This is a genomic window from Teichococcus aerophilus, from assembly GCF_014490485.1.
GTDB lineage: Bacteria > Pseudomonadota > Alphaproteobacteria > Acetobacterales > Acetobacteraceae > Pseudoroseomonas > Pseudoroseomonas aerophila.
On the sequence record NZ_JACTVA010000028.1, the window covers coordinates 1 to 20,156 of the forward strand.

The 20,156-nt window shown below is 64.1% G+C and carries 18 protein-coding genes and 1 tRNA gene; 3 read left to right on the top strand and 16 right to left on the bottom strand.

Annotated elements, in window-relative coordinates:
- Positions 1-217 precede the first annotated feature (217 nt).
- From proB to rplU, 4 genes are all read right to left on the bottom strand, one after another.
- The gene (proB, locus tag IBL26_RS15195; protein ID WP_187785352.1) at positions 218-1,333 is read right to left on the bottom strand and encodes a glutamate 5-kinase; all 1,116 of its coding nucleotides are present in this window, start codon (positions 1,331-1,333) and stop codon (positions 218-220) included.
- The gene (gene obgE, locus IBL26_RS15200; protein ID WP_187785353.1) at positions 1,330-2,343 is read right to left on the bottom strand and encodes a GTPase ObgE; all 1,014 of its coding nucleotides are present in this window, start codon (positions 2,341-2,343) and stop codon (positions 1,330-1,332) included. The genes proB and obgE overlap by 4 nt, the downstream gene beginning before the upstream one ends.
- Positions 2,344-2,443: 100 nt before the next feature.
- A complete protein-coding gene (gene rpmA / locus IBL26_RS15205; protein ID WP_120639432.1) occupies positions 2,444-2,713 on the bottom strand; it encodes a 50S ribosomal protein L27 in 270 nt (89 codons plus the stop codon).
- A 26-nt stretch (positions 2,714-2,739) separates the two neighbouring features.
- On the bottom strand, positions 2,740-3,057 hold the full coding sequence (gene rplU / locus IBL26_RS15210) for a 50S ribosomal protein L21 (RefSeq protein WP_187785354.1): 318 nt from the start codon (positions 3,055-3,057) through the stop codon (positions 2,740-2,742).
- Between the two features lie 235 nt (positions 3,058-3,292).
- Between rplU and IBL26_RS15215 the strand changes: the two genes are divergently transcribed.
- A tRNA-Ser gene (locus tag IBL26_RS15215) sits at positions 3,293-3,382 on the top strand.
- An 887-nt stretch (positions 3,383-4,269) separates the two neighbouring features.
- Here the strand turns inward: IBL26_RS15215 and IBL26_RS15220 are convergent.
- Positions 4,270-4,683 (bottom strand): YajG family lipoprotein, encoded by a 414-nt coding sequence (locus IBL26_RS15220; RefSeq protein WP_187785355.1) that lies wholly within the window; start codon positions 4,681-4,683, stop codon positions 4,270-4,272.
- A 687-nt stretch (positions 4,684-5,370) separates the two neighbouring features.
- Here IBL26_RS15220 and IBL26_RS15225 point away from each other — a divergent pair.
- Both IBL26_RS15225 and IBL26_RS15230 read left to right on the top strand, forming a co-directional pair.
- On the top strand, positions 5,371-6,579 hold the full coding sequence (locus IBL26_RS15225) for an AAA family ATPase (protein ID WP_187785356.1): 1,209 nt from the start codon (positions 5,371-5,373) through the stop codon (positions 6,577-6,579).
- On the top strand, positions 6,569-9,109 hold the full coding sequence (locus tag IBL26_RS15230) for a S8 family peptidase (RefSeq protein WP_187785357.1): 2,541 nt from the start codon (positions 6,569-6,571) through the stop codon (positions 9,107-9,109). The genes IBL26_RS15225 and IBL26_RS15230 overlap by 11 nt, the downstream gene beginning before the upstream one ends.
- A 368-nt stretch (positions 9,110-9,477) precedes the next feature.
- Here IBL26_RS15230 and IBL26_RS26120 read toward each other — a convergent pair whose 3' ends face one another.
- The 11 genes from IBL26_RS26120 to IBL26_RS15290 form a co-directional block, all read right to left on the bottom strand.
- Positions 9,478-9,963: an HAD domain-containing protein gene (locus IBL26_RS26120; RefSeq protein ID WP_367615442.1), complete on the bottom strand. Its 486-nt coding sequence runs from the start codon at positions 9,961-9,963 to the stop codon at positions 9,478-9,480.
- Between the two features lie 59 nt (positions 9,964-10,022).
- Positions 10,023-10,676: a hypothetical protein gene (locus tag IBL26_RS15240; protein WP_187785359.1), complete on the bottom strand. Its 654-nt coding sequence runs from the start codon at positions 10,674-10,676 to the stop codon at positions 10,023-10,025.
- 50 nt (positions 10,677-10,726) lie between these two features.
- Positions 10,727-11,107: a hypothetical protein gene (locus IBL26_RS15245; protein ID WP_187785360.1), complete on the bottom strand. Its 381-nt coding sequence runs from the start codon at positions 11,105-11,107 to the stop codon at positions 10,727-10,729.
- Entirely contained in the window at positions 11,104-11,928 is an 825-nt protein-coding gene (locus IBL26_RS15250) for a hypothetical protein (RefSeq protein WP_187785361.1), read from the bottom strand. The genes IBL26_RS15245 and IBL26_RS15250 overlap by 4 nt, the downstream gene beginning before the upstream one ends.
- Positions 11,925-12,485, bottom strand: a complete 561-nt coding sequence (locus tag IBL26_RS15255; protein ID WP_187785362.1) for a hypothetical protein — start codon at positions 12,483-12,485, stop codon at positions 11,925-11,927. Before IBL26_RS15255 ends, IBL26_RS15250 begins: the two co-directional genes overlap by 4 nt.
- A gap of 370 nt (positions 12,486-12,855) precedes the next feature.
- The gene (locus IBL26_RS15260) at positions 12,856-13,239 is read right to left on the bottom strand and encodes a hypothetical protein (RefSeq protein WP_187785363.1); all 384 of its coding nucleotides are present in this window, start codon (positions 13,237-13,239) and stop codon (positions 12,856-12,858) included.
- A gap of 307 nt (positions 13,240-13,546) precedes the next feature.
- The gene (locus tag IBL26_RS15265) at positions 13,547-16,171 is read right to left on the bottom strand and encodes a DUF927 domain-containing protein (protein ID WP_187785364.1); all 2,625 of its coding nucleotides are present in this window, start codon (positions 16,169-16,171) and stop codon (positions 13,547-13,549) included.
- Entirely contained in the window at positions 16,164-16,472 is a 309-nt protein-coding gene (locus IBL26_RS15270) for a hypothetical protein (RefSeq protein ID WP_187785365.1), read from the bottom strand. The genes IBL26_RS15265 and IBL26_RS15270 overlap by 8 nt, the downstream gene beginning before the upstream one ends.
- On the bottom strand, positions 16,472-16,939 hold the full coding sequence (locus IBL26_RS15275; protein WP_187785366.1) for a hypothetical protein: 468 nt from the start codon (positions 16,937-16,939) through the stop codon (positions 16,472-16,474). The genes IBL26_RS15270 and IBL26_RS15275 overlap by 1 nt, the downstream gene beginning before the upstream one ends.
- Positions 16,939-17,367, bottom strand: a complete 429-nt coding sequence (locus IBL26_RS15280) for a hypothetical protein (protein WP_187785367.1) — start codon at positions 17,365-17,367, stop codon at positions 16,939-16,941. Before IBL26_RS15280 ends, IBL26_RS15275 begins: the two co-directional genes overlap by 1 nt.
- 1,623 nt (positions 17,368-18,990) lie before the next feature.
- Complete coding sequence (locus tag IBL26_RS15290; RefSeq protein WP_187785368.1) at positions 18,991-19,761, bottom strand: hypothetical protein; 771 nt, start codon at positions 19,759-19,761, stop codon at positions 18,991-18,993.
- Between the last annotated feature and the right edge of the window lie 395 nt (positions 19,762-20,156).

The window sequence follows — 20,156 nt, forward strand, 5'->3', positions numbered from 1 at the left end:
GCGGCCTTCAGGGCGCGGTCCTTCGCCGGTCGCCCGGCGCGCGCGAGCTGGCCGGCGGCGGCGCGGGCGGCGCGGGCGGCATCCTCAAGCTGGCGGGCGATGGGGTCGGCGATGGCATTCACGGAATAGGGTCCTTGATGACTGAGGGGTCTGGCTGCGTGACCGCCGCAGGCTGAATCAGCCGGGGTTGGGGATCAAGTGGCCAGATGGCAGGGCGCTAGAGCAGGACCAGGTCGTCGCGATGGACAATCTCGTCCCGGCCGCGCCAGCCCAGAATGGCTTCGATATCCTCCGACCGGCGGCCGGCGATCTGCCGCGCCGAATCGGAATCGTAGGCGGAGAGGCCGCGAGCCAGTTCGTGCCCGGCTTCGTCCTGCACGGCAACCGGGTCGCCGCGATGGAAGATGCCGTCCACGCCGCGCACGCCGGCAGGCAGCAGGGACCGGCCCTGGCGCAGCGCGCCCGCCGCGCCCGCATCCACCTTCAGCACGCCGAGCGGCGCCAGCGAGCCGGCGATCCAGCGCTTGCGCGCGGTGCGGCCTTCCGGCGTCGGCAGGAACCAGGTGCAGCGGGCGCCATCGCGCAGCGCCTGCAGCGGGTTGTCCCGCTGCCCCAGCGCGATGGCCATGGCGGTGCCGGCGCCGGTGGCGATGCGCGCCGCGATCAGCTTGGTGCGCATGCCACCGGAGGAATAGCCGGGCGGCGGCTCCCCCCCCATGGCCATGATTTCGTCGGTCAGGCGCTCCACCACCGGCAGGTGCTGCGCCGCCGGGTCCCGCCGCGGGTCAGCGGTGTACAGGCCGTCGATGTCGGAGAGCAGGACCAGCACGTCGGCCTGGATCATCTCGGCGACGCGGGCGGCCAGGCGGTCATTGTCCCCGAAGCGGATTTCCGCCGTGGCGACGGTGTCGTTCTCGTTGATGACGGGGATGCAGCCGAGATCCAGCAACGTGCCCAGCGTGGCGCGAGCGTTGAGGTAGCGGCGGCGGTCCTCGCTGTCCTCCAGCGTCAGCAGCAGCTGAGCGGCATTCAGGTTGTGGGCGGATAGCGCGGCCTGCCACGCACCGGCCAGCCGGATCTGCCCGACGGCGGCGGCGGCCTGCTTCTCCTCCAACCGCAGCTTGCGCTTGGTCAGGCCCAGCGCCTGCCTGGCCAAGGAGATGGCGCCGGAGGAGACCACCACCACCTCTGCCCCCGTGGCGCGCAGCGCGGCGATGTCGGTGGCGACCGAGGCCAGCCAGGCCTCGCGCGGGGAAGCGGTCTCCGCATCCACCACCAGGGCGGAGCCGATTTTGACGACGATCCGGCGCGCGGTGGTGAGGGAGGGGGTCATGCCTTGGCGGCTTCCTCGCGGGAGCGGTAGATGGTGTCGGCCAGCTCGCGCAGGGTTTCCTGCACACCCTCGCCGGTCACGCCGCTGATGAGGCGGACGGGCCGGCCGGTGGCGCGTTCCAGCGCCTTCACGCGGCTGGCGCGGGCCTGCGGCGTCATGGCGTCGGTCTTGTTCAGCGCGATGATCTCGGGCTTGTCGATCAGCCCGCCGCCATAATCCTCGCACTCCGCCCGCACCGTCTCATAGGCGCGGACCGGGTCGGGCTGGCTGCCGTCGATCAGGTGCAGCAGCACCGCGCAGCGCTCGACATGGCCGAGGAAGCGGGTGCCGAGGCCGGCACCTTCCGCCGCGCCCTCGATCAGCCCGGGGATGTCGGCCAGGACGAATTCCTCCGTCGCGTTCAACCGCACCACGCCGAGCTGCGGCGTCAGCGTCGTGAAGGGATAATCGGCGATCTTCGGCCGGGCGGCGCTGGCCACCGAGAGGAAGGTGGACTTGCCGGCATTGGGCAGGCCCAGCAGCCCGGCATCGGCGATCAGCTTCAGCCGCAGCCACAGCCAGCGTTCCTCGCCCGGCCAGCCCGGATCGGCCCGGCGGGGCGAACGGTTGGTGCTTGTCTTGAAATGCGCGTTGCCGTGGCCGCCATCGCCGCCGGTGCAGATAACCGCCTTCTGCCCTGCCTGCGTCATGTCGGCGAGGATGGTTTCCTTGTCCTCGGCCAGGATGACGGTACCCACCGGCACCTTCAGGGTCACGTCGTCGCTGCCCGCGCCGGTGCGGTCGGAGCCGGAGCCGTTGCCGCCCTTGCGGGCCTTGAAATGCTGGGCGTAGCGGAAGTCGATCAGCGTGTTCAGGCCTTCGACGGCTTCCACGATGATGTCGCCGCCCTTGCCGCCATTGCCGCCGTCAGGGCCGCCATATTCGATGAAACGCTCCCGCCGGAAGGCGATGACGCCATTGCCGCCGTCGCCGGCTTTCACCCAGATCTTGGCTTCGTCGAGGAACTTCATGGTCTGAGCTTGGTCCGGTCGGGGGAGGGCTGAACGCAAAAACGGGAGCCTCGCGGCCCCCGTTTGCGTCAGTCGTGTCGGGCTGGTCGCGGGCGCGAAGTTACTCGGCGGCCTGCGGCAGCGGCTCGACGGAAACGTGGACGCGGCCTTCGGCGCGGCGGGTGAACTTCACCTTGCCTTCGATGGCGGCGTGGATGGAGTGCGTGCGGCCGCACAGGACATTGTCGCCCGGGACCATCTTCGTGCCGCGCTGCGTCACGATGATGTTGCCGGCCAGGACGTGCTCGCCGCCGAACTTCTTGACGCCGAGGCGCTTGCCGGCGGAGTCGCGACCGTTACGGGAAGAGCCGCCAGCCTTTTTATGAGCCATGAGAGGTGTCTCCTAGGAAAGCCGGATCAGACCGCGTTGATAGCGGAGATGCGCAGCACCGTCTGGTGCTGGCGGTGGCCGTTCTTGCGGCGGCTGTTCTGCCGGCGGCGCTTCTTGAAGATGATGATCTTGGCGCCGCGGTTCTGCTCGACCACCGTGGCGGTCACGGTCGCGCCGGCGATCGTGGGCGCGCCGACGGTCAGGCCAGCGTCGCCGCCAATGGCGAGGACGTCCTGGAACGTCACGGTCGCGCCGGCTTCGGCATCGAGCTTCTCGACGGTCAGAACGGCGTCCGGAGTAACGCGGTACTGCTTGCCGCCGGTGCGGATCACTGCGTAGGTCATGGTTCGCCCTGAAGCTCTAGCCTGTCCTGGCCTGGTAAAGAAAAAACGGTTCTGAACGGCCGGACAACGGCCGCCGGCGAAACAAGGTCCCGCCGGAGAGGTGGGGCGTATAACGCTGCGGCAGAGGATGAGTCAACGCCGACGGGCCGATTCCCGCAATTTCCGCCCATACTGGCAGTTGCGCCCGCGCCCCGCCCCGCTTATACCGCCGGCCACCCGATGACCAGGGCACCGCGGAGAGGTGGCAGAGTGGTCGATCGCGTCGGTCTCGAAAACCGAAGTACTCGCAAGGGTACCGTGGGTTCGAATCCCACCCTCTCCGCCAGAACCCTAGGTGTTCTGCGGGTTTCCGGGCCGTCCTAGGCCGCTACCCCCAAATTTACCCCAATCCGGGTGTTTGCTTCCAGCCCGTTTCGGGTGGCCGGGGCGCACGCACGCACGCTTTCGACACGCGTTTTACGCGTACTATTACGCCAAGCTGTCGGAACATGTCGGAGCGGTCGGAACAGCATATAAAATCAATGTCTTAAGGTGTTCCGACATGGCTGAACCCTTGTCGGAACAGTCGGAACAGGGTGCAGCCCCCCAAAGGCCGGGTTTAAGGTGCCTCTGACAGCCCTCCCTGCGTGGCCTGAGGACGTAGGGGTTGGGCGGTGACCTGTCGTCGCTGGCACGGGCGACCGCGTCGCAGCTCCCCTGGCGCAGGGAAGCCGGACGCTGGTCGGCGCCGTGTCAGGGACCGGCTGGTCCACGTTCCTTCTGGCTGGAGCCGATGGAAGGTGAGCATGCGTCGGCCGGCGAGCGTTGGCGGGCCTCGCCAGCGGATGCCGGGGATACGGAGCGCGGAAGGTCGAGCGCGCCCGCTTGGGCTACGGGCAGGAAAGCCTCAGGGTGCGGACACTGCGGACACTGCGGACACTGCGGACACTGCGGACACTGCGGACAGCGGAGTGCGGACATGTCCGCACCAAAATGTCCGCAGTGTCCGCATCCGGTAAGCCAGCGCCGGTCAGGGCGGAGCCTTATAAGCCACTGATAATATACGGATTATTTTGTGTCTGAAGGCTGGTGGCCTGGCGGTGCGGACAGTGCGGACACTGCGGACAGGATTTCATACCCCTTAGCTGGGGGTGCACCGGGAGCGCGAATTACCCGCGGCCCCCCACCCCCTGGGAAGGACCCAAGATGGGGGGTGGGGGGAGGGGGGGGTGGCTAGCGTGCCGTCGTCCTATAAAGGCGCAGCGAATTTCCTTCATCGCGTGCGATGCGGAAATAGACCGGCCTGCCCTGAGTGAGAGTGACCGCTTGCTCTATCAAAGCCCCGGCGCAGATGCCGCTCGCTTCGGCGCCAACGATCACCTCTCCAGCCGGGACGTGAAGAGTCGCAACCTCACCTGCGTTGATCCAGGCCGCCGCTTCGCCATCGACAAAAATGGTGGTGGCGCAGGCTCGGCCGCCAGCCCCGAGATCTCGCCGCACGATGACCGGGGCCGTCATCGGCAGGGGGTCAGCGAAAAGGCGCTGCTCTGTCGGAGGAATAGGGCGCGCCTCTGCCAGCGGGACCGGCGTACTGGCGCAGCCGGTCAAGAGGGCAAGCGCAGCCGTTCCCAGGATCCAAGCACGCATCGGAACATCCTCTGTGGGTTCTCCTCCGCATAGGGCCGTTCCTGTCGTTGTAACACCCCCAGGTGCGGAGGCGCTGGGTGCTCTACCGTGACGGGTTCCTTCGAAGATAGCGGGCCTGAAGCGTTCCTGGCGGGCCTGCTGAGGCGCTGGAGGCCCTTGCTGGCGGCCCTAGGAGGGCATCGGCACCGCACATTTCGTCAAACGACCGTTTCGAAACGTGCGGTCGCCGGGAGGGCGTGTCGGGGCGGGACGGGGCCACGCGGGCTGCCCTGAACACCTGCCGAGGCGGCCGCCGGCCATAACGTTTCCAAACGTCCGTTTGACGAAATGTTATGGCCTTCATCCAGCCTCCAACGTGCCGCCGGCCGCGAGCACACGCTTTCTCTCCTCCTCAAGCGACGTTCCGCAGTTCACTGCGCATCAGCCACAACCGCAGCCTTAGGGGTTAGTGGACCTCATTCGCCCGTTCGTCGTCCAAGACTGTGCTCAGCCAGTGCATACAGAAGCGGTCCAAAAGACGACTACGCCCGAGAAGTGCCCCAAAACTCCCGACCAACACGATAAAATGGCGATATCGACCGAAATAATATGCCGTTAAGCCGATAAACAAGGCTTGTCCCTGTTGATGTTCTCATTTTCTTCCGATAAAAAAGCCTCCTAAGACGATATTCGCTAGGGGCATGGCTTATGGAACACTTCGCCGTCGTGCAGAGCATCATCCGCGCGGCCATGAGCGGAGACCGTGGGGCGCTGACGAAGCAGGTTTCAAGGCTGCGAGAGCGGCTTGAGAAGGATGGGGCTGCCAAGGATGCGGCTACCTTGGAGCGTCTCCTTGCCTCCGTCGAAGAGGCTCGCGAGATGGCGCCCAGTCGCGTTGAGACGTCGCGTATCCAGGTTCGAGGCGAGAAACTCACGCCTGAAATCCATCCGCCAATCGACCGTGAAACTGGTGCCCGGCTCTGCATGATCGACTTTGGGGAGAATGCACCTGCGGCGCCTATTCATGGTGCTGCGGTACAAGGGGCCGTTGATGGCTTACTTCAGGAATGGGGAAACGCGGCTGCGCTGCAGTCGGTCGGAGTTGCTCCGACCCGCTCTGTTCTCATTTATGGCCCCCCAGGTTCGGGAAAGACGGTTACTGCACACTACATTGCCCAAAGCCTGAGGCTGCCGTTGATCACTGCCCGGATCGACGGGCTAATTTCTTCCTTCTTAGGAACGACAGCTAGAAATATCGCAAATCTCTTTGATTTTGCGAACCGATACGCTTGCGTTTTGTTGTTGGATGAATTTGATGCGCTTGCCAAGCTACGCGATGATCAGCAAGAAGTCGGCGAAATCAAACGTGTCGTTAACACGTTGCTTCAGAATCTCGATCTGCGTCGCGAACACGGAATCACCATCGCGATCACGAACCACGATCGGCTTCTTGATCCAGCAGTTTGGCGGCGATTCGAGACCCATCTTTACATTGGCGAACCAGAGGTTGGTGCACGCGAGCAACTGATCGCGCGCTTTCTGCGTCCTGTCCGTGCGGAAGCTCCCATTCTGCGGATCTTTGCTTACTGCCTCACTGGAAGCTCAGGCGCTGATCTCGAGCGCCTCTGCTCCGCAGTGAAGCGGAACTTGGCGCTGGCTGGTGAGACGCATGACGGACCTGGGCTGTTTAGATCTTTAAGCGCGGTGCTTTCACGGGCGCCGGACCACACGCATTTGCCTAAAAAGATCCTGGCCCTCGATCCTGAGGCGTTTGTGAGCCTGATCACAAGCGACGTCGATTTCGCGATGAAGCAAGCGGATATCAGTGAGGCAACCGGGTACGGACAATCAAAGGTCAGCGAACTTAAAAAGGCAAAGCGCCATCTGGCGCTGATGGAGCAAAGCGATGCCCAATAATCCTGTCCAGATTATCCTGAATGATCAGGATTTTCATCAGGCGCCTGACCCAGGCCAGCCGCCACGCAACAAGGATTTCTTCGACGGCGCTGATAGAGCATTCGCCGCGCACAAGCAGGTGTTGCTCGCTGCCATAGATGCAATTAGCACTCAGCTTTCGCAAAGCCCTTACGGCCCCGCAGCGTATCTGAAGGTTCAGATGCGGAACGAGGCCTTGGCGAAGTCCTACCGGCCGGTAAGCTGGCTGTTCAAACGCGATCAGTTTCCTTGCGTGGGCGCAGATGCTGTCGGCACTCTCTACTTCCGAGCACCGTTGCTCTACCTCCCCCATCTCCGTAGACGCATCGAAGAGGCCGAGCTCATTGTGCAGACGAAGCACAGGAAGGCTGACGGTCAACCTTATAAAGCGCCATCGATAGCCCGTGCCGAGGTAGGCGCAATTGAATTTCTTGAAATTGCTGCTCCGGAGCAGAAGAGGGCATTCTCAGTAGCCGCAGCCATAGCCGCCCTTGATGATCCACGATGTGTGTCGGGCTACCAGGTGGAACTCTTTGAGACACCAGATGATCGTGTCATTGCCGATGATCCCCTGGGTCGCATTGCCCTACAGCGGTCATTTGAGCAACTGCTGCTTTCCCTTGGTCAGGGCGCCCGAAGCGTGGTCACGTCAGCCATTGGCAGAACGCCAGTGCTGGAACTCCAGATTACCCGCGGGACCCAGCCGGCGCTGGTGGACAACAGGTCAGGGCTTGCCCGGACCGACGCAATGCCTTCGTTGTTCTCTACTCCGGGTGAACCCGACACCAATCCGGCAAGGCATGAGGCTGCCCTAACCGCCTTGCAGAACCATCCGCTGGTCCGCACCATTCATCCTCCTATTTTACTGCAACTCACCGACGACCAGTCGGGATCTTCAGGTGCGTTGCAAACGGGAGCTCATCCCGTTGCAATACCGGAGCCGGCGGCTGGCGCGACTTATCCCATTGTCGGGGTAATCGACTCCGGGGTTGCTCAAGTGCTTGAACCCTGGGTCGTCGACCGATTCGATTACCTTGACGGAGGCGATTATGATGCGGTTCACGGGACCGGGGTTGCAGCTCTAGTTTCTGTAGGGCAACTTACAAACGACCCTTCAGTGGCGCCGGAGGCAAATGGCTGCCAGATCTATGACGCTCCGCTGTATCCGCGCGGGCCGTTCATGGCCAAGTATCCAAACGGATTTTCCGATTTTCTAGAGGAAATGGAGCAAGCAGTAGCCGAAGCAAAGGAAAACTACGGCGTTCGGATCTTTAATCTTTCGATCAATGCTGTCTCGGACGTGGAGCGCTATCGTTATAGCATATATGCATCTCGACTGGATCAGATTGCAGACTCCTACGGGGTAGTTTTCGTCAACTCGGCCGGCAATCTTCCAAGGGCACAGTCACGAGCGCCGTGGCCCAGACGAGCGAGCGAGGTTGTGCGATACTTTGCTTCCCGCACCTTACCAGACACGATCCTGAAACCAGCCGAAAGCGTGCGATCCATAACGGTTGGGGCACTTAATCCACCCGGCACGGATCAGATCGAAGGTGCGCCGACAGTCTACACGACTAGAGGGCCTGGCTTACAGGTCGGCGTAAAGCCCGATGTAGCGGCATACGGCGGTGCCGGGGCGACCACACCGGGGAGCTCCTCGGGCCTGACCTCGATTACTACAACCGGCCACAGCCAAGATGTTATAGGCACAAGCTACGCTGCACCGCTTGTGGCGCGTGCGCTAGCGGGGCTGGACGCTGCAACGGAAGGCGGGCTTGGAACTGAAGCTTTGCGTGCTATGCTCCTTCATCACGCTGTGATGCCAGAGCCTCTGAAGCAGCGCGGGCTCAAGGATCTTGCACGGCAGTTGGCAGGGTTCGGTCAACCGGTTCCGGTTGCGAACATGCTGGAAACGGGTGACCACCAAGTCACTCTTCTGTTTCAAAGCCGCCTTAGTATTGGTGAGCGGAAGCCTGTCATCCTGCGATTCCCATTCGTTTGGCCGCAAAGCCTTACTGATGATAATGGCCGCTGTTCCGGTCGCGCTCGGATGACCCTAGTCTATTCTCCACCGCTCGACCCAGCTTTCGGTGCGGAGTTCGTCCGAGTAAACCTTGAAGCGACTCTCAAGCAAAGACAAACCGAGCCGGCCCCGGATGGTAGCGCCCGTTACATCAACCAGATCGATCCTCGCTACCTCCCAAAATCGGCGAAACGTGCTGTTCCAGAAAAGGCACTGATCGACCACGGGCTTAAGTGGTGGCCATCCAAACAGTATGAGACAACCTTCTCAGAGAACGGCGAATCCTCGCTATGGCAACTTGAGGTGGCTAGCTCGGTACGAGCGGAGGCACAGTTTCCTGCCGAAGGCGTGCCATTCGCTGTCCTGCTGACCTTGGAAGATCCTGAGGGATCTAGACCTGTGTTCCGTGAAGTCAGGCAACAACTTCAGACGAGCCGTGCAAATGCCCAGGATGTTCGTACCGCCGTCCGTCTGCGGCAAAGGCAATAAGCCGGCTAGAGTTGCTAGAAGGGCATGGTCGCAGGCCGGTCTCCAATACAGGTTCGGAAAAGGAGCCTGAGTTCCTATTCTGATAGTTTCTGTAACATAGTATTCTAGTGGTTCCGTGCGCCGAGGCGCTCTTGGCGTACGGGATCAGGGTCACAGTTATTGTACCTCGAAATTCAGATGCAGAATGTCGAAGATCGGGAATTCGGGCTTGTAGTTGGCCACCAGCAATTGACTAGGCATGGTGCGGCAAGCCTACGCCATGACCTGGGATCAGACTGCAAAGATGGCGATTGCTCGCCGCACAAAATGTTAGACGGCGCACTTGTTAAGCCGCTCGCCGGCAGAGCCTATCGCAGCCAAGCGGTGTGCTACTGCGAGAATGTTGGGGCGATATTTCCTGGGTCTGCCCTTTGCTGCGCGCCGATAAGCAAGCCAATGACGGTTCCGACGTCAGCCGCAGTGAGGCCTATGCGGAAGTCAGTCCGCATATGCTGAATTCGATGTTTCTCAAGGCCATGGGGCCAGTCATCCAGCACCACGTAGCTGTTTGCCCGATGGACGCCCAACCATCGTGCGATCTCATCGCCTCGGCTTGGCCCATCGGCATCTGTAGCCCAGTCGCTATGGAAGCGATCCGTCACGCCCGCTTCGATCAGTTGTGACCGGCAGTCTCCCTCAAGGCGCCAGCTGCTGCTGATCACCATCCGGGCGCCTGTCGCAGCAAGGATCTGGTTCAGAAAGGTGATGGGACGCGCGCGAAGGGTGCGGGGTTGCCTGGACAGGAGGGGCAGCATCATTCGTCGAGCACTGCCCAGGCCGAACCTAGCGCCTCGCGGCGTGGCGCGGGCTACCATTGGCCGTGTCGCAAGCACGCCATCGATATCGAGAAAGATGATGCGGTCCTGCCCCACGCTTACCTCCGCACCGTCTTGAGGGCCTGCTCAAGGGCTTTTTTGAACTCGGCAGGCGCTACAGTCTGCGCGGTCTTCATCGTCCGGTCTTTGAACCGGAACCGAGGCTTGTACGCCGCCTTGCTCGCAAAGGAGATCAGCAGCTTCAGACCGGTTAGGAAGCCGTTTTCCCGGTTCAGGGCGCCGATGGTTCCATAGCTGCCGTCACGCCGCTTACCGCGCTCGGGGCGCTGCCAGAAGCCGCCGATCCCCTTCACCTGACCCTGGAAGACATCCTTGCGGGCCTTCAAGGTAGCGAGGGCCTTGCGAGGCAGGTTGCCGTAGGAGTTGAGCTTGGCCTTCTGCGGAATGAGTAACGCGGCCTTCTTTGGCTTCCGGACGCCGCCTTCTTCCTGAGGCCCGAGATACTCCGCTTGCTGGGTTTTCACGAAGACCCGCGCTTCCAAGTGATTCTTGGTGGCTGGCTGGATCGCGATGCTGTTCATGGTGAACGGCGTTGGCTTGTCGAAGATGCTGGGCAGTTCCTTCCGGGTGCTACCTGCGGCGGCCTTCGCCGTCTTGGTCAGGGCCGCCGCCGTCGCGAACGGGATCTGCTTCTTGGCGAGATCGTCCAGCTTCCTTGTCATCGGCCGGAAGTCGGCCTTCATCTGGATCATCGGGTATCCCTCTGTATGAGGACGAGGCGGCCCAGGGCGGCCCCGCGTGGTCAGAGCGGCAGCAACAGGCCAAGCATCCCCAGGCGGCGTTGTTCGGCCTGCAAGCAGGATGCGAGGTTGAGAAGGGCTGCCAGGCACTTCCTCTGGAGCATGCCGGCCGGGAGGCACGGATCGTGCTCGACGGAAGCGCACCGCAGATTCTCGACCGCGGCGTTGGCTTCGATGCCGGCCAGATCCAGCCTCATCAGATGCAGCAGGGCGTCGAGGCGATCTGCGGTCAGACGTGCCGATGCAGCCTCCGGCGCCTCAGGGTGCTCGCTGGCCGTTGCATTCGCGGCGGCCAGAAGGGCCTGCACATGGACGACGGCCGCGCGCAGAGACTGCTCGTCGGCCGTAGCCGGCCGCAGGGCGATGATGTCCTCCCGCTTCATTCGACGGGGTAGTTCCCATTGCGCGGGCGGTTTACTTTGTTCACCTGGGGATCATCGAATGCGGCTTCCTTCCGCCGTATCATCTCCGCGAACTCGGCTTTCCTGGCTCGGACAGAGGCCGCATGCTCGTCCAGGCTTTCGAGGCGTTCCAGCCCCGAGCAGCGGAGCATCTCATCGCTTCGAGGAAGGATAGCGTCTTCAGCGCAGAGCCTTCCCTGGGCGTCCGGCATCTGTACCATGCGCCGAAGCAGGCTCAGGCCGAGCGGCCTACTGGGGAAGCCGGTGGCCTCTGCCAGGGGCGGCTGATTCTCGTCGGCCTGCTTCGCCCAGCGCTCCTGGCCCAAGGACCATAGCCGGAAGGCGGTCTCGGCCTCTGCCTCTAGCGCCAGCAGCTTCTTCACCGTGGCCAGGGCACCCGGATAGGATTTCTTCCAGGCCCCTTCCAGGGCGCCCAGCTTTTGCTGGAAGGCCTCTTCGAGCTCCTTCACCTGCTGCACGGCGTCCTGGGCCTCCGCAGTGGTGAGAAGGCCGCGGAGCACGTCCAGTGCCACCTCTATCCGCTCGGCGGTCCGCCGACGCTCCGCGACTTGCCGTTCCGCCTTCTCCATTTCCTCGTCGCTGGCGGTAAGCAGGCTGGCTTTGCGCTGCTTTTCGATCCGGTCGGCTTCGGCGCGGGCGGACGGCAGCGCCGCCGCAGCCTCATCGATCGCGGCCCGGATCTCGGCGGAAGCGAGTTTCCGACCTTCGGCCTGTGCCTTCAGGATGGACTGATACTTCATCGGGGCGGCCTTGGCTTTCTGGGGGATGGTGGAGGCACTCACCGGATCGGGTCCTTCCGCGTGACTGCCGTGCGCCGGAATGCTCTGTCCCAAGCGCTCTGAATTGAGGGGCTGGCTTTGGGAGGCTGGCCGGAGCCGCTGCCGAGAGCCGGCGAGGCGCTCGCATTCTCCAAGGCCTTGTCCCAGCTGCGCTGGATGCCCCGCGTTCCAGAAGCGCCGCCGCTGAAGGCTCTGCTATTGCCCAGGCCCCCGAGCAGCGCGACGGCCCTCCGGGCGCTCATGCTGGTGTTGAAGGCCAGGTGGCATGCCGCAGGTTCCCGGCCCTCGGCCGCTTCGGCCCCCAGAATGGCTGCGCACCGGGCGCGTTCGCGGCTTCGTGCCGCCTTCGCCACGGCATCGTCCTCGTCGTCATCCTCTTCCTCGTCGTCATCCGCCCGGCGAGCACGTGTCCGGCGACGGTCGCGTTCTTCGTCGGTCTCCTCGTCGTCGGCCTTGCGGCTGCGGCGACGGGCTCGCTCATCGTCGTCATCATCCGTTCGTGCATGGGGCGAGCCCAAAAGGCTTGAGAGCCGCAGGCCCAGGCGGGGCTTGAAGTGCATGGAATCCTCAGTGGGTGTGGAGCGATGCCGGGGCGGCATCGTCGCGTGCGGGAAGGTGAGGGGCGCGGCTCCGCAATGCTTTGCGTTCCGCAGTCTCCAGGCGCTCAAGCCAGTGGTATCGGCGCTCTATGGCGCGATCCACGGCCGCCAGCCGCCCATCGCATCCGGGGCGAAGCAACATCAGATGCCGGCGGCGCTCCAGCCGTAGGATGGCGTCGGACATCCGCTTCTGCCGCGCGGCCAGACAATCAAGGTCGGCCATGTCAGGCTGGGGTAACGATTGAATGGGGCAGGGCATCCGCATCTCCTTCCTTGCGGGAGGTGTGCGGAGCGGCTTTTGCGGAAACAACAGTGTTTTTCCGCAGACTTCCTAACCTCGCTGCCCTTCGAGGATGGAAATTATCTGCCTTGTGCTGATTACCTTACCACCATTCAGGCGCGCAACCGTCTCGATCAGCGCCCGAAATAGCTCGGGATCGGTGGGCAGGACGGATGCGGTGTGGAGGCCATGCGACAGATAGCGGCGCAACGCCATGGCGACCATGTCCGCCGCGACGGTGTGCCTGGCCTGCGGGAGCAGCTGACGGGCCTGCCGGATCAGCGCGTCCCGTTCGTCCAGGCGCCGCTGCCGGCGCTGCCACGGCGGATCGGTGAGGTGGGACAGGTCAACCACATCCTCCGGCGTCAGAACGTGCCCCGGCTGAAGGCGGGCAAGGCGACGACGGGCTAGATCCTCCGGCAGGTGCGAGCTCATGGGCGATGGCTGTTGACGCGCTGGGGGAGAGCGCGGTCGCCATGACTACGCATTGGGTTCGGAACCGCGCTCTCCCGATCTACGGTGGCATGCGTGGCGCCGGGGCGGAGGCTTGCACTGCGCAGGAGGCCGGCGACCATACGTGCCTGCGGAGTGCTTTGGGTCGCAGCGCCGGATTCGCCATGGGCTTCTGCCTGGATCGCGACGCGCTCCCGCCGCGCCTCATCTTCGGCGCTCTCGGGAGGATGCGGCTCGTGACGCCGCCATGTGTCTTGCAGGCCGGCACGCATGGTGGAGATGGCGCGGCTCACTCGGCATCTCCCAGCAGGTCCGGCCGGATGACGAACACCCGCGTCAGGCCGCGTCCTGGGATGCGCTCCCGCTTGCCGAGGTTCCGGCCCTCGCCCAACTCAAGGAAGTTGCTGGCGGCGAGTGCACGGGCGACGAAGGCCGCATCCAGGCCCTGGCACACATCGGTCCGCCAGACCTCGGGCTCCACAAGGTAGGTTGTGCGGCCGTCCTGGGTCGGTCGGCGCCATCCGGCCTGATGCAGGATCGGGCGGCTGGTATCGACGGCTTCTTCCCACGTGCCTGCCTGGGTCCGGTGCAGCGGCACGAAGCGGCTGCGGCCATGGTTGGTCAGGAATAGCCGGACCTGCTGCACGGCAGCCACGACCTCGGCACTCTCGGCATCCTCGCCGCGGCGTTCGCGCCATGCCGCGAACAGGGTGAGGCAGGCTTCGGTAGCGCCATTCCTCTTCCATGGGAAAATGCCCCATTGGGTGGCCAGTTCACCGGCCAGTGCTACCAGGGCGAAGCGGCGCGCCACTTCACGCACCTGTGCATCAGCGTTCGGTGGCAAAGTGGCCACGAAGTGAGCCCGCAGATCGTCTGCGGCCCGCCGGAGCTCAGGCGCCTCGGCGCCACGCGCTGCTACCAGATGCTTAAGGAATGCCGGTGCGGCCGTTCCATGCTGACCGTCCAAGGCACCATGAAGGTCCGCAGCCAGTTGGTCGAAGCTGGCACGTCCGTGCAGAGCGGGCCAGCACATAGGCCCGTCTACCGGCACGTTAGGCAGGCGGACCTCAGCACCAGCCGGCAGGCGCTGGCCGGCCTTTTCGGCCATAGTCTTGGTGTCGGTCTCTCCTGTCGACAAGATCAACGTTCGCCAGGTGCGGCGCCGTCGTGCGGTAGAGTTTTCCCGCATGCGACCTTTGCCGGCCTCGTTCGCGATCATGTAGATGGCATGAGTGACATCTGCGGCTGGCGCTTGGTGGATCTCGTCTAGCGCCAATAGCCCGTCATTTGCTTCCTCGGCGGTGGCTTCCAGCGCGTTGGCCGTGCTGCGCCAGTCCCGCAGGTTTCCGCGCTTGGTTGGCTGGCCCCAAACGGAGCATGCCAGCTTCAGCGACAGGGTCTTGCCCGTTTTGCTAAGCCCTTGGACATGGAAGCCGCCTGAACTTTCCCCCATCGGGAGCAGCAAAGGCCCCGCGAGCGCGGCCGCGATGCAGAACATGGCCAAGGGGTTGCCGGCAGCCAGCGCCGCAACTTGGCGCTGCCATCCATCCAGTGTGCCGGCGACGGCCACCATTTCGGGAGCATTCTCTGCCGGATGGCGCAGAATCAGCGCTTCGGAGGATCCCCCAAACACACGGCCATCCTGCAGCAGGAACGCGTCGCCCCCTTGAGACTGCGCTTGCCAGCCCGTGCGTGGCACAACGCGAGCACGGTTGCCGGTCTGCACGCCCGCCAAGGCGCGCCGAAGCTGCACTCTTGCGGTGCCTTCGGTCTCGATCCGTAGCCCGCGGTCCACCAGTTCGGCCTCGAGCTCACCGGGCTTGGCCATCAGAAGGCGGTCGGGCATCAGCCACGTATGCGAGCGCTTGTCGCGGTCCTGCCAGCGCAGCCAGCGGCCCCAGCCTTCGCCCGCGTGGTCGCGTGCTTCGCCCAGCACTTCGAAGGGTGCGGCCAGCCAGACCGGCGGGGCTTCGCCGCCAGTGTCCGCGTAAAGCCCGTCCTCGCGCATGAAGAACCCGAAGGGCCACGCCACCTCGCCTGCTTCAGGCGGCGGCCTGCGGCGGTGCGATTCCTCCGCCTCTGTCCGCAGGCGGCTTTTCTCGGCGCGGATGGCACGGTCCAGGGCCACTACGCCCATGCCCAGCATCTGGGCGGCCTCCGCCCGGACGGTGAGGTAATCAACCTGCGACAGGCCAGCCAGCCGCTTGAGCTCGGCCGCGCGATCGCCGGCGCCATCCTGCTGCGGCGCGGCGGTGGTGAGCATGGCCGCAAGATCGGAGAGCGTCACGCCGGCCGGGGCAGGGTCGGCAAGATCCCAACCTTCCGGCCATTCCATCGGCACGGCAACGGTGGTGATGCCGGAGACGCCGGCCTCCCGCAGGTGGGCAAGGATGGCTTCGGCCGCCGCCCGCCCGGGCGCATCGTTGTCCGGCCACAGGGTGACGCTGCGGCCGCGTAACGCGCTCCAATCGACCTTGGCGGTGGCTTTGCTGCCACCCGGCCACGTCATCGCCGCGTAGGTCGGGAAGAGGCGCTGTGCCGCATCGGCGGCTTTCTCCCCTTCGACCAGCAGGATGGGGGCGTCAGGCCGGGCAGCCAGCCGGTCCAGGCCGTAAAGGGGGCGGGGAGCCGGCAGCATCTTCCAGCGCCAGCCATCGGCGCCGCAGCTATAGGGCAGGATCTCCTTCCGCCCGGCGATATCGAAGCGCGCGGTCGCGAAGAGCAGTGCGCCCGATGCATCGTGATAGCGCCAGACCTGGGACGCCACGCCGTGCCGTCGGTGCCGCAGGATCTCCGGCAGGGCGCGTGGCGCCGGCAGGACGGGCTGCCACTCATCGTCCGAAGGCGTTCGCGTTGACGCGAACGCTGCGGGGCGGGGCAGGGGAGCAAACGGGTCGTTCGCGGTGTCAGCCACGGGGCGCGGCCTCCTGACTGATGCCCAGCATGTCGGCCAGCCGGCGGGCGGCCTCAGCCTGGGAAATGCGGTGGATGGCGGCGGCAAGGCTGATGGCATCGCCACCTGCTTCGCCGGTCGCGAAATCGGCCCAACGGCCGGTGATCAGGTTGACACGGCAGCTGGTGCCCGGCTCACCGGACAGGCTGCCGCAGCACCACTCCCGGCCATGCCGGCGGCCCTGCGGCAGCCATCGGGCGCAGAGCATCGGCAGGTACGGCAGAGCCGCCCTGGCGATGCCCTGGAAGTCCAGGCGAGCCATCACGCAGGCGATGCCTGCATGGTGCCGGGGAAGCTGCCCAGGACCTCGATGGCTTCGGCGAACACGAACGCGATGGCGCGGATCTCGGTATCGGCGTGCCTGTCATCCAGATTCGGGAGAAGGCAGCGCAAGGCGGCCAGCTTCGCGCTGATTTCCGCTGGGGTGACGACGGCGATATCCGCGATCTCGTCCACGATGGACGCGGCGGCGGCGTTGGCCTCTTCCTCGATCTCGCAGGCGTGCAGGTAAGCCCGGTGATCAGGATGCTCCGGACCCTTGGCGCGGCCGTGCGCCAGTTCGGCGTGGCGGGCGGCGACAAGCCCCATGTCGCGCTTCCGCCGCAGCCGTTCACCCAATGCGAGCAACAGGGTGACGGTGCTTTCCTGGCCTTCGTCCAGTTGAAGCGAAGAGGGCGACGGCGGAGCGCCGTTGCGCGACGCCGCGCCAGGGGAAAGACGGCGGGCCATCACGCCGCCTCCCGCCCGTGATCCGCGCAAAGGTCGCGGCAGAGCGACCAAACGAGGCGTTCATCGGATCCTGGCTCCGGTGCGTCGGCATCGCCGCCCGGCGCCAGCCACGTCAGCAGTGCCTGTGCCTTGGCGCGATAACCCGCCGCCGTGGTAGCGGGCAGATTGCTGAGTTGCTCGACCAGTGAGTGGTGGCGCTGGGTCAGGTGATCGAGCCGCGCGGTGACGGATGCGGGATAGCGGACTGCCACGCACTGGAAGTAGGGCGCGATCAGCCGGCAGCATTCGTCGTGGCCTGCCAGGATCTCTGCTGCGAGGCGGATGATCTCCGCATCGGCTGCGGCGTGTGCCGGTATCGATGTGCATGAAAGCCCCGCAGCAACCGGCAAGACGAGAGCGGCACGACGGGACAGGGACGGGGCGGCCATCACGCACGCCCCCCAGCCAGAAAGCCCAGCAGGGCTGCCAGTCCGAAGGCGACGGGTGCCGGAAGATCCTGCCGCGTCGGCAAGGGCGGTACGCCGCCGGTTGCGACATAGGCCAGGGTGCGCCGCAGGTAGCCTGGGCGGTGAGTTGGTGAGGTCCTGGCAGGGCAAAAGGTCTTGCTGCTGGCTCGGCCAGCGGACGCAGTTGTGCTATCCACGCGATTAGCCATCGCCGGTTCTCCAGAGGAACGGGTTGTGGTCAGGCCGGACAACGGGAGCTTCGACCTTCCCTGTCCGGCCGTTCTGAGATTGCTACAACCTCGGAACACGGTTACGATATGCCCGAGCGCCGAGACGCGCAAGAACTTCGTAACGGTGTTCCGATGTTTCCTGTTCAAAGCCGGATGGCACGTGCCGCCCTCGGATGGGGCGTTAGGGACCTTGCAACCGCTGCGAAAGTATCGCCCGATACCATCGCGCGGCTGGAGCGAGGGGATAGCTTGTACGCGCGCACCATCGAAGCGGTGCGTGCTGCCTTCGAGGCAGCAGGTGTGATCTTCATCGACCAGAACGGCGCCGGTCCTGGCGTGCGTCTGCGCGACCGGCAGCCAAGCGAGTAGCTGGCACCGACTATCGCACGCCGCAGCGTCTATGCAGCGGGCAGCAGGTCGCGAGGCAGGGAGGCCAGCCGGGGCGGCATGACTAAACATGCTGCGCTGCCGACGACACCGGCGGCAGGTGCTCAACCGTAACGCCGCACCATTTCAGCCAGGTCAAATGCAGCAAGGCGCTAGCCTGCGAACTGCATGCGAGAACCATGGTCCCACCGCGCGCTAGGACAGTCACCATGAGTTCGCGCCCATGAGTGCCTAGCTCTCCCATCTCGGCTGGAAGAAGCAGAAAGCCCACAAGGCCCTCAGGGCTCCGCAGGGCATCAAGCGAGGCACCCTGCGCGCTTCGCCCAATGGCAATGAATGTCCTGCCGCCACGAGCCGCAGGCCAATCGCAGATCTGGGCGAAGGCCTCATCCAAGTGCGGTGTGAGATGGACGGAATTCTGCATATTGGCCTCGGAAGAGGGCGCAAAAATGCTGGCGCACGCAGCCCCTGGGGCGCTATGCACTTCACACTTCAACACCCAATAGAGTTCCCCAGCAGCCCCGCCGGCCCAACCGCGCGGGGTTCGCTGTGTTTAGAGCTGCTTCATGAGATTGCCCGTAGGGAGCTCATGCTTCCACGACGCCTTCTCTCAGCGCCTCGATCCCCGCAAGGATTTCGGAGCGGCGCCAGCGGGGCGACCGAGGTCCGATGCGGATGGGCGGCGGGACACGACCAGCCGCAACGTCTCGCCAGAATGTGGAAAGGGCTTGGCCGCGTTCCGCAGCAGATTCGGCCGCCGTCAGAAGTGGGTCGACAGGCCGATAGGAAGGCGAGCGTTCGCGGCGTCGTGTCGCTCGGTTTTGCGTGCTTACTGGCTGCTGGAGCGTCACAGAGCTCTACCTCCGTCTATAGAATATCCATCTGGTCTACGGATGAGACCGCCCGGAATCCACATTCTTATGGAGGCGTAAACTCTGTGACAAATACGCTGAGGCTTAATCTACAAGAGGCTTGCCACTCTGCTCCCTTAGGAGGACGGCGATTGCCGCTCTGCCAAACCTTTATACCGACGCCACCGGGCCGCGATCGTCGACAGTTTAGGAAAGTCGGAGGTGCTTCCCCGCGCGCCAGCCTGCTTCATATGATCAAGCGTGGACGCGACGACGTCTTTGCTTTCCCGCTTGACCCATGCTGCTCGCCACGCCCGCACTGCGTTGATACTCAGTCCGACAGAAGCAGCAACCTGCTGCTCTGCGATATGCGAAGGAATGCCTTGTCCGGTCTGAATCGCGATCCAGAACCACATTTGTTTCTCAGCAAAATGCGCCCTTTCAGGGTCCGGTCCCCTGCCAGTCTTGGGCTTCGGCGTCAGAAAATCCGGTAGTTCTCCCGTGCCGCTGTCCAGTTTGAATAGCGCAGAAGAAAGCGCCTCGCGTTCGTGCGGAGGAAGGGTCGAGGGAAAAGCCGCAACGGAAAATGAAAGCTGGCTACGAGACAGATGCTCGTTGTGCGAATTGGGGTCTTTGATCGCATCATTCAGCCAAGAGAATGTTGCGCTGATCAGAGCGTTTCCCACTTCCATCGACCTAAACTGAATAGCTCCGACACGGGCTCCACCTGCGGTAGTAGCAAGTTGTTGGAGGTCGATTGCGACATCTAGAAGCACATGAAGATCATCTCTGGAAATCTCAGGCTTCTTCAGTATTTTAGCGGCAGGACGTGCAAGCTCTCTCGCTGCCACACTTAACAGTTCTTCAAGCTGATCTTCCTCGTCTTCAGTGAGACGTGCCTCTGACATGCGCGTTCCGATACGCTTCCGAAGTGTTGCGGCGAGGCAGCTTGGTCGGAAGCCAAGCTTTCGGGGATCAGCCTAGCCCCGCCTATTCGAATCTAGCGATATCAGGCGCGAACGAGAAGAGAACATCGTGACGTCCTGGCGGCAAGATAGACGCGCCGCCAGGTCAAGGCCCGAAGAGCTGCCAGGTGCCTGTGGATCGACGGAGGACGCCATCCCGAGCGCCGTCCAGCCCCGGCACAGGAATGTGACGCCCTACCAGCATGCCTCTCCGCCGGGCTCGGCCTACCGTGGCCCCCACTGACTTCGGGATCTCCCGTCGCTGAAGGAACCATGATGATCCGCAGAACACTCCTGGCCGCCGCCTGCATCGCTTTGTCCGGAGGCCTTTGCGCCGT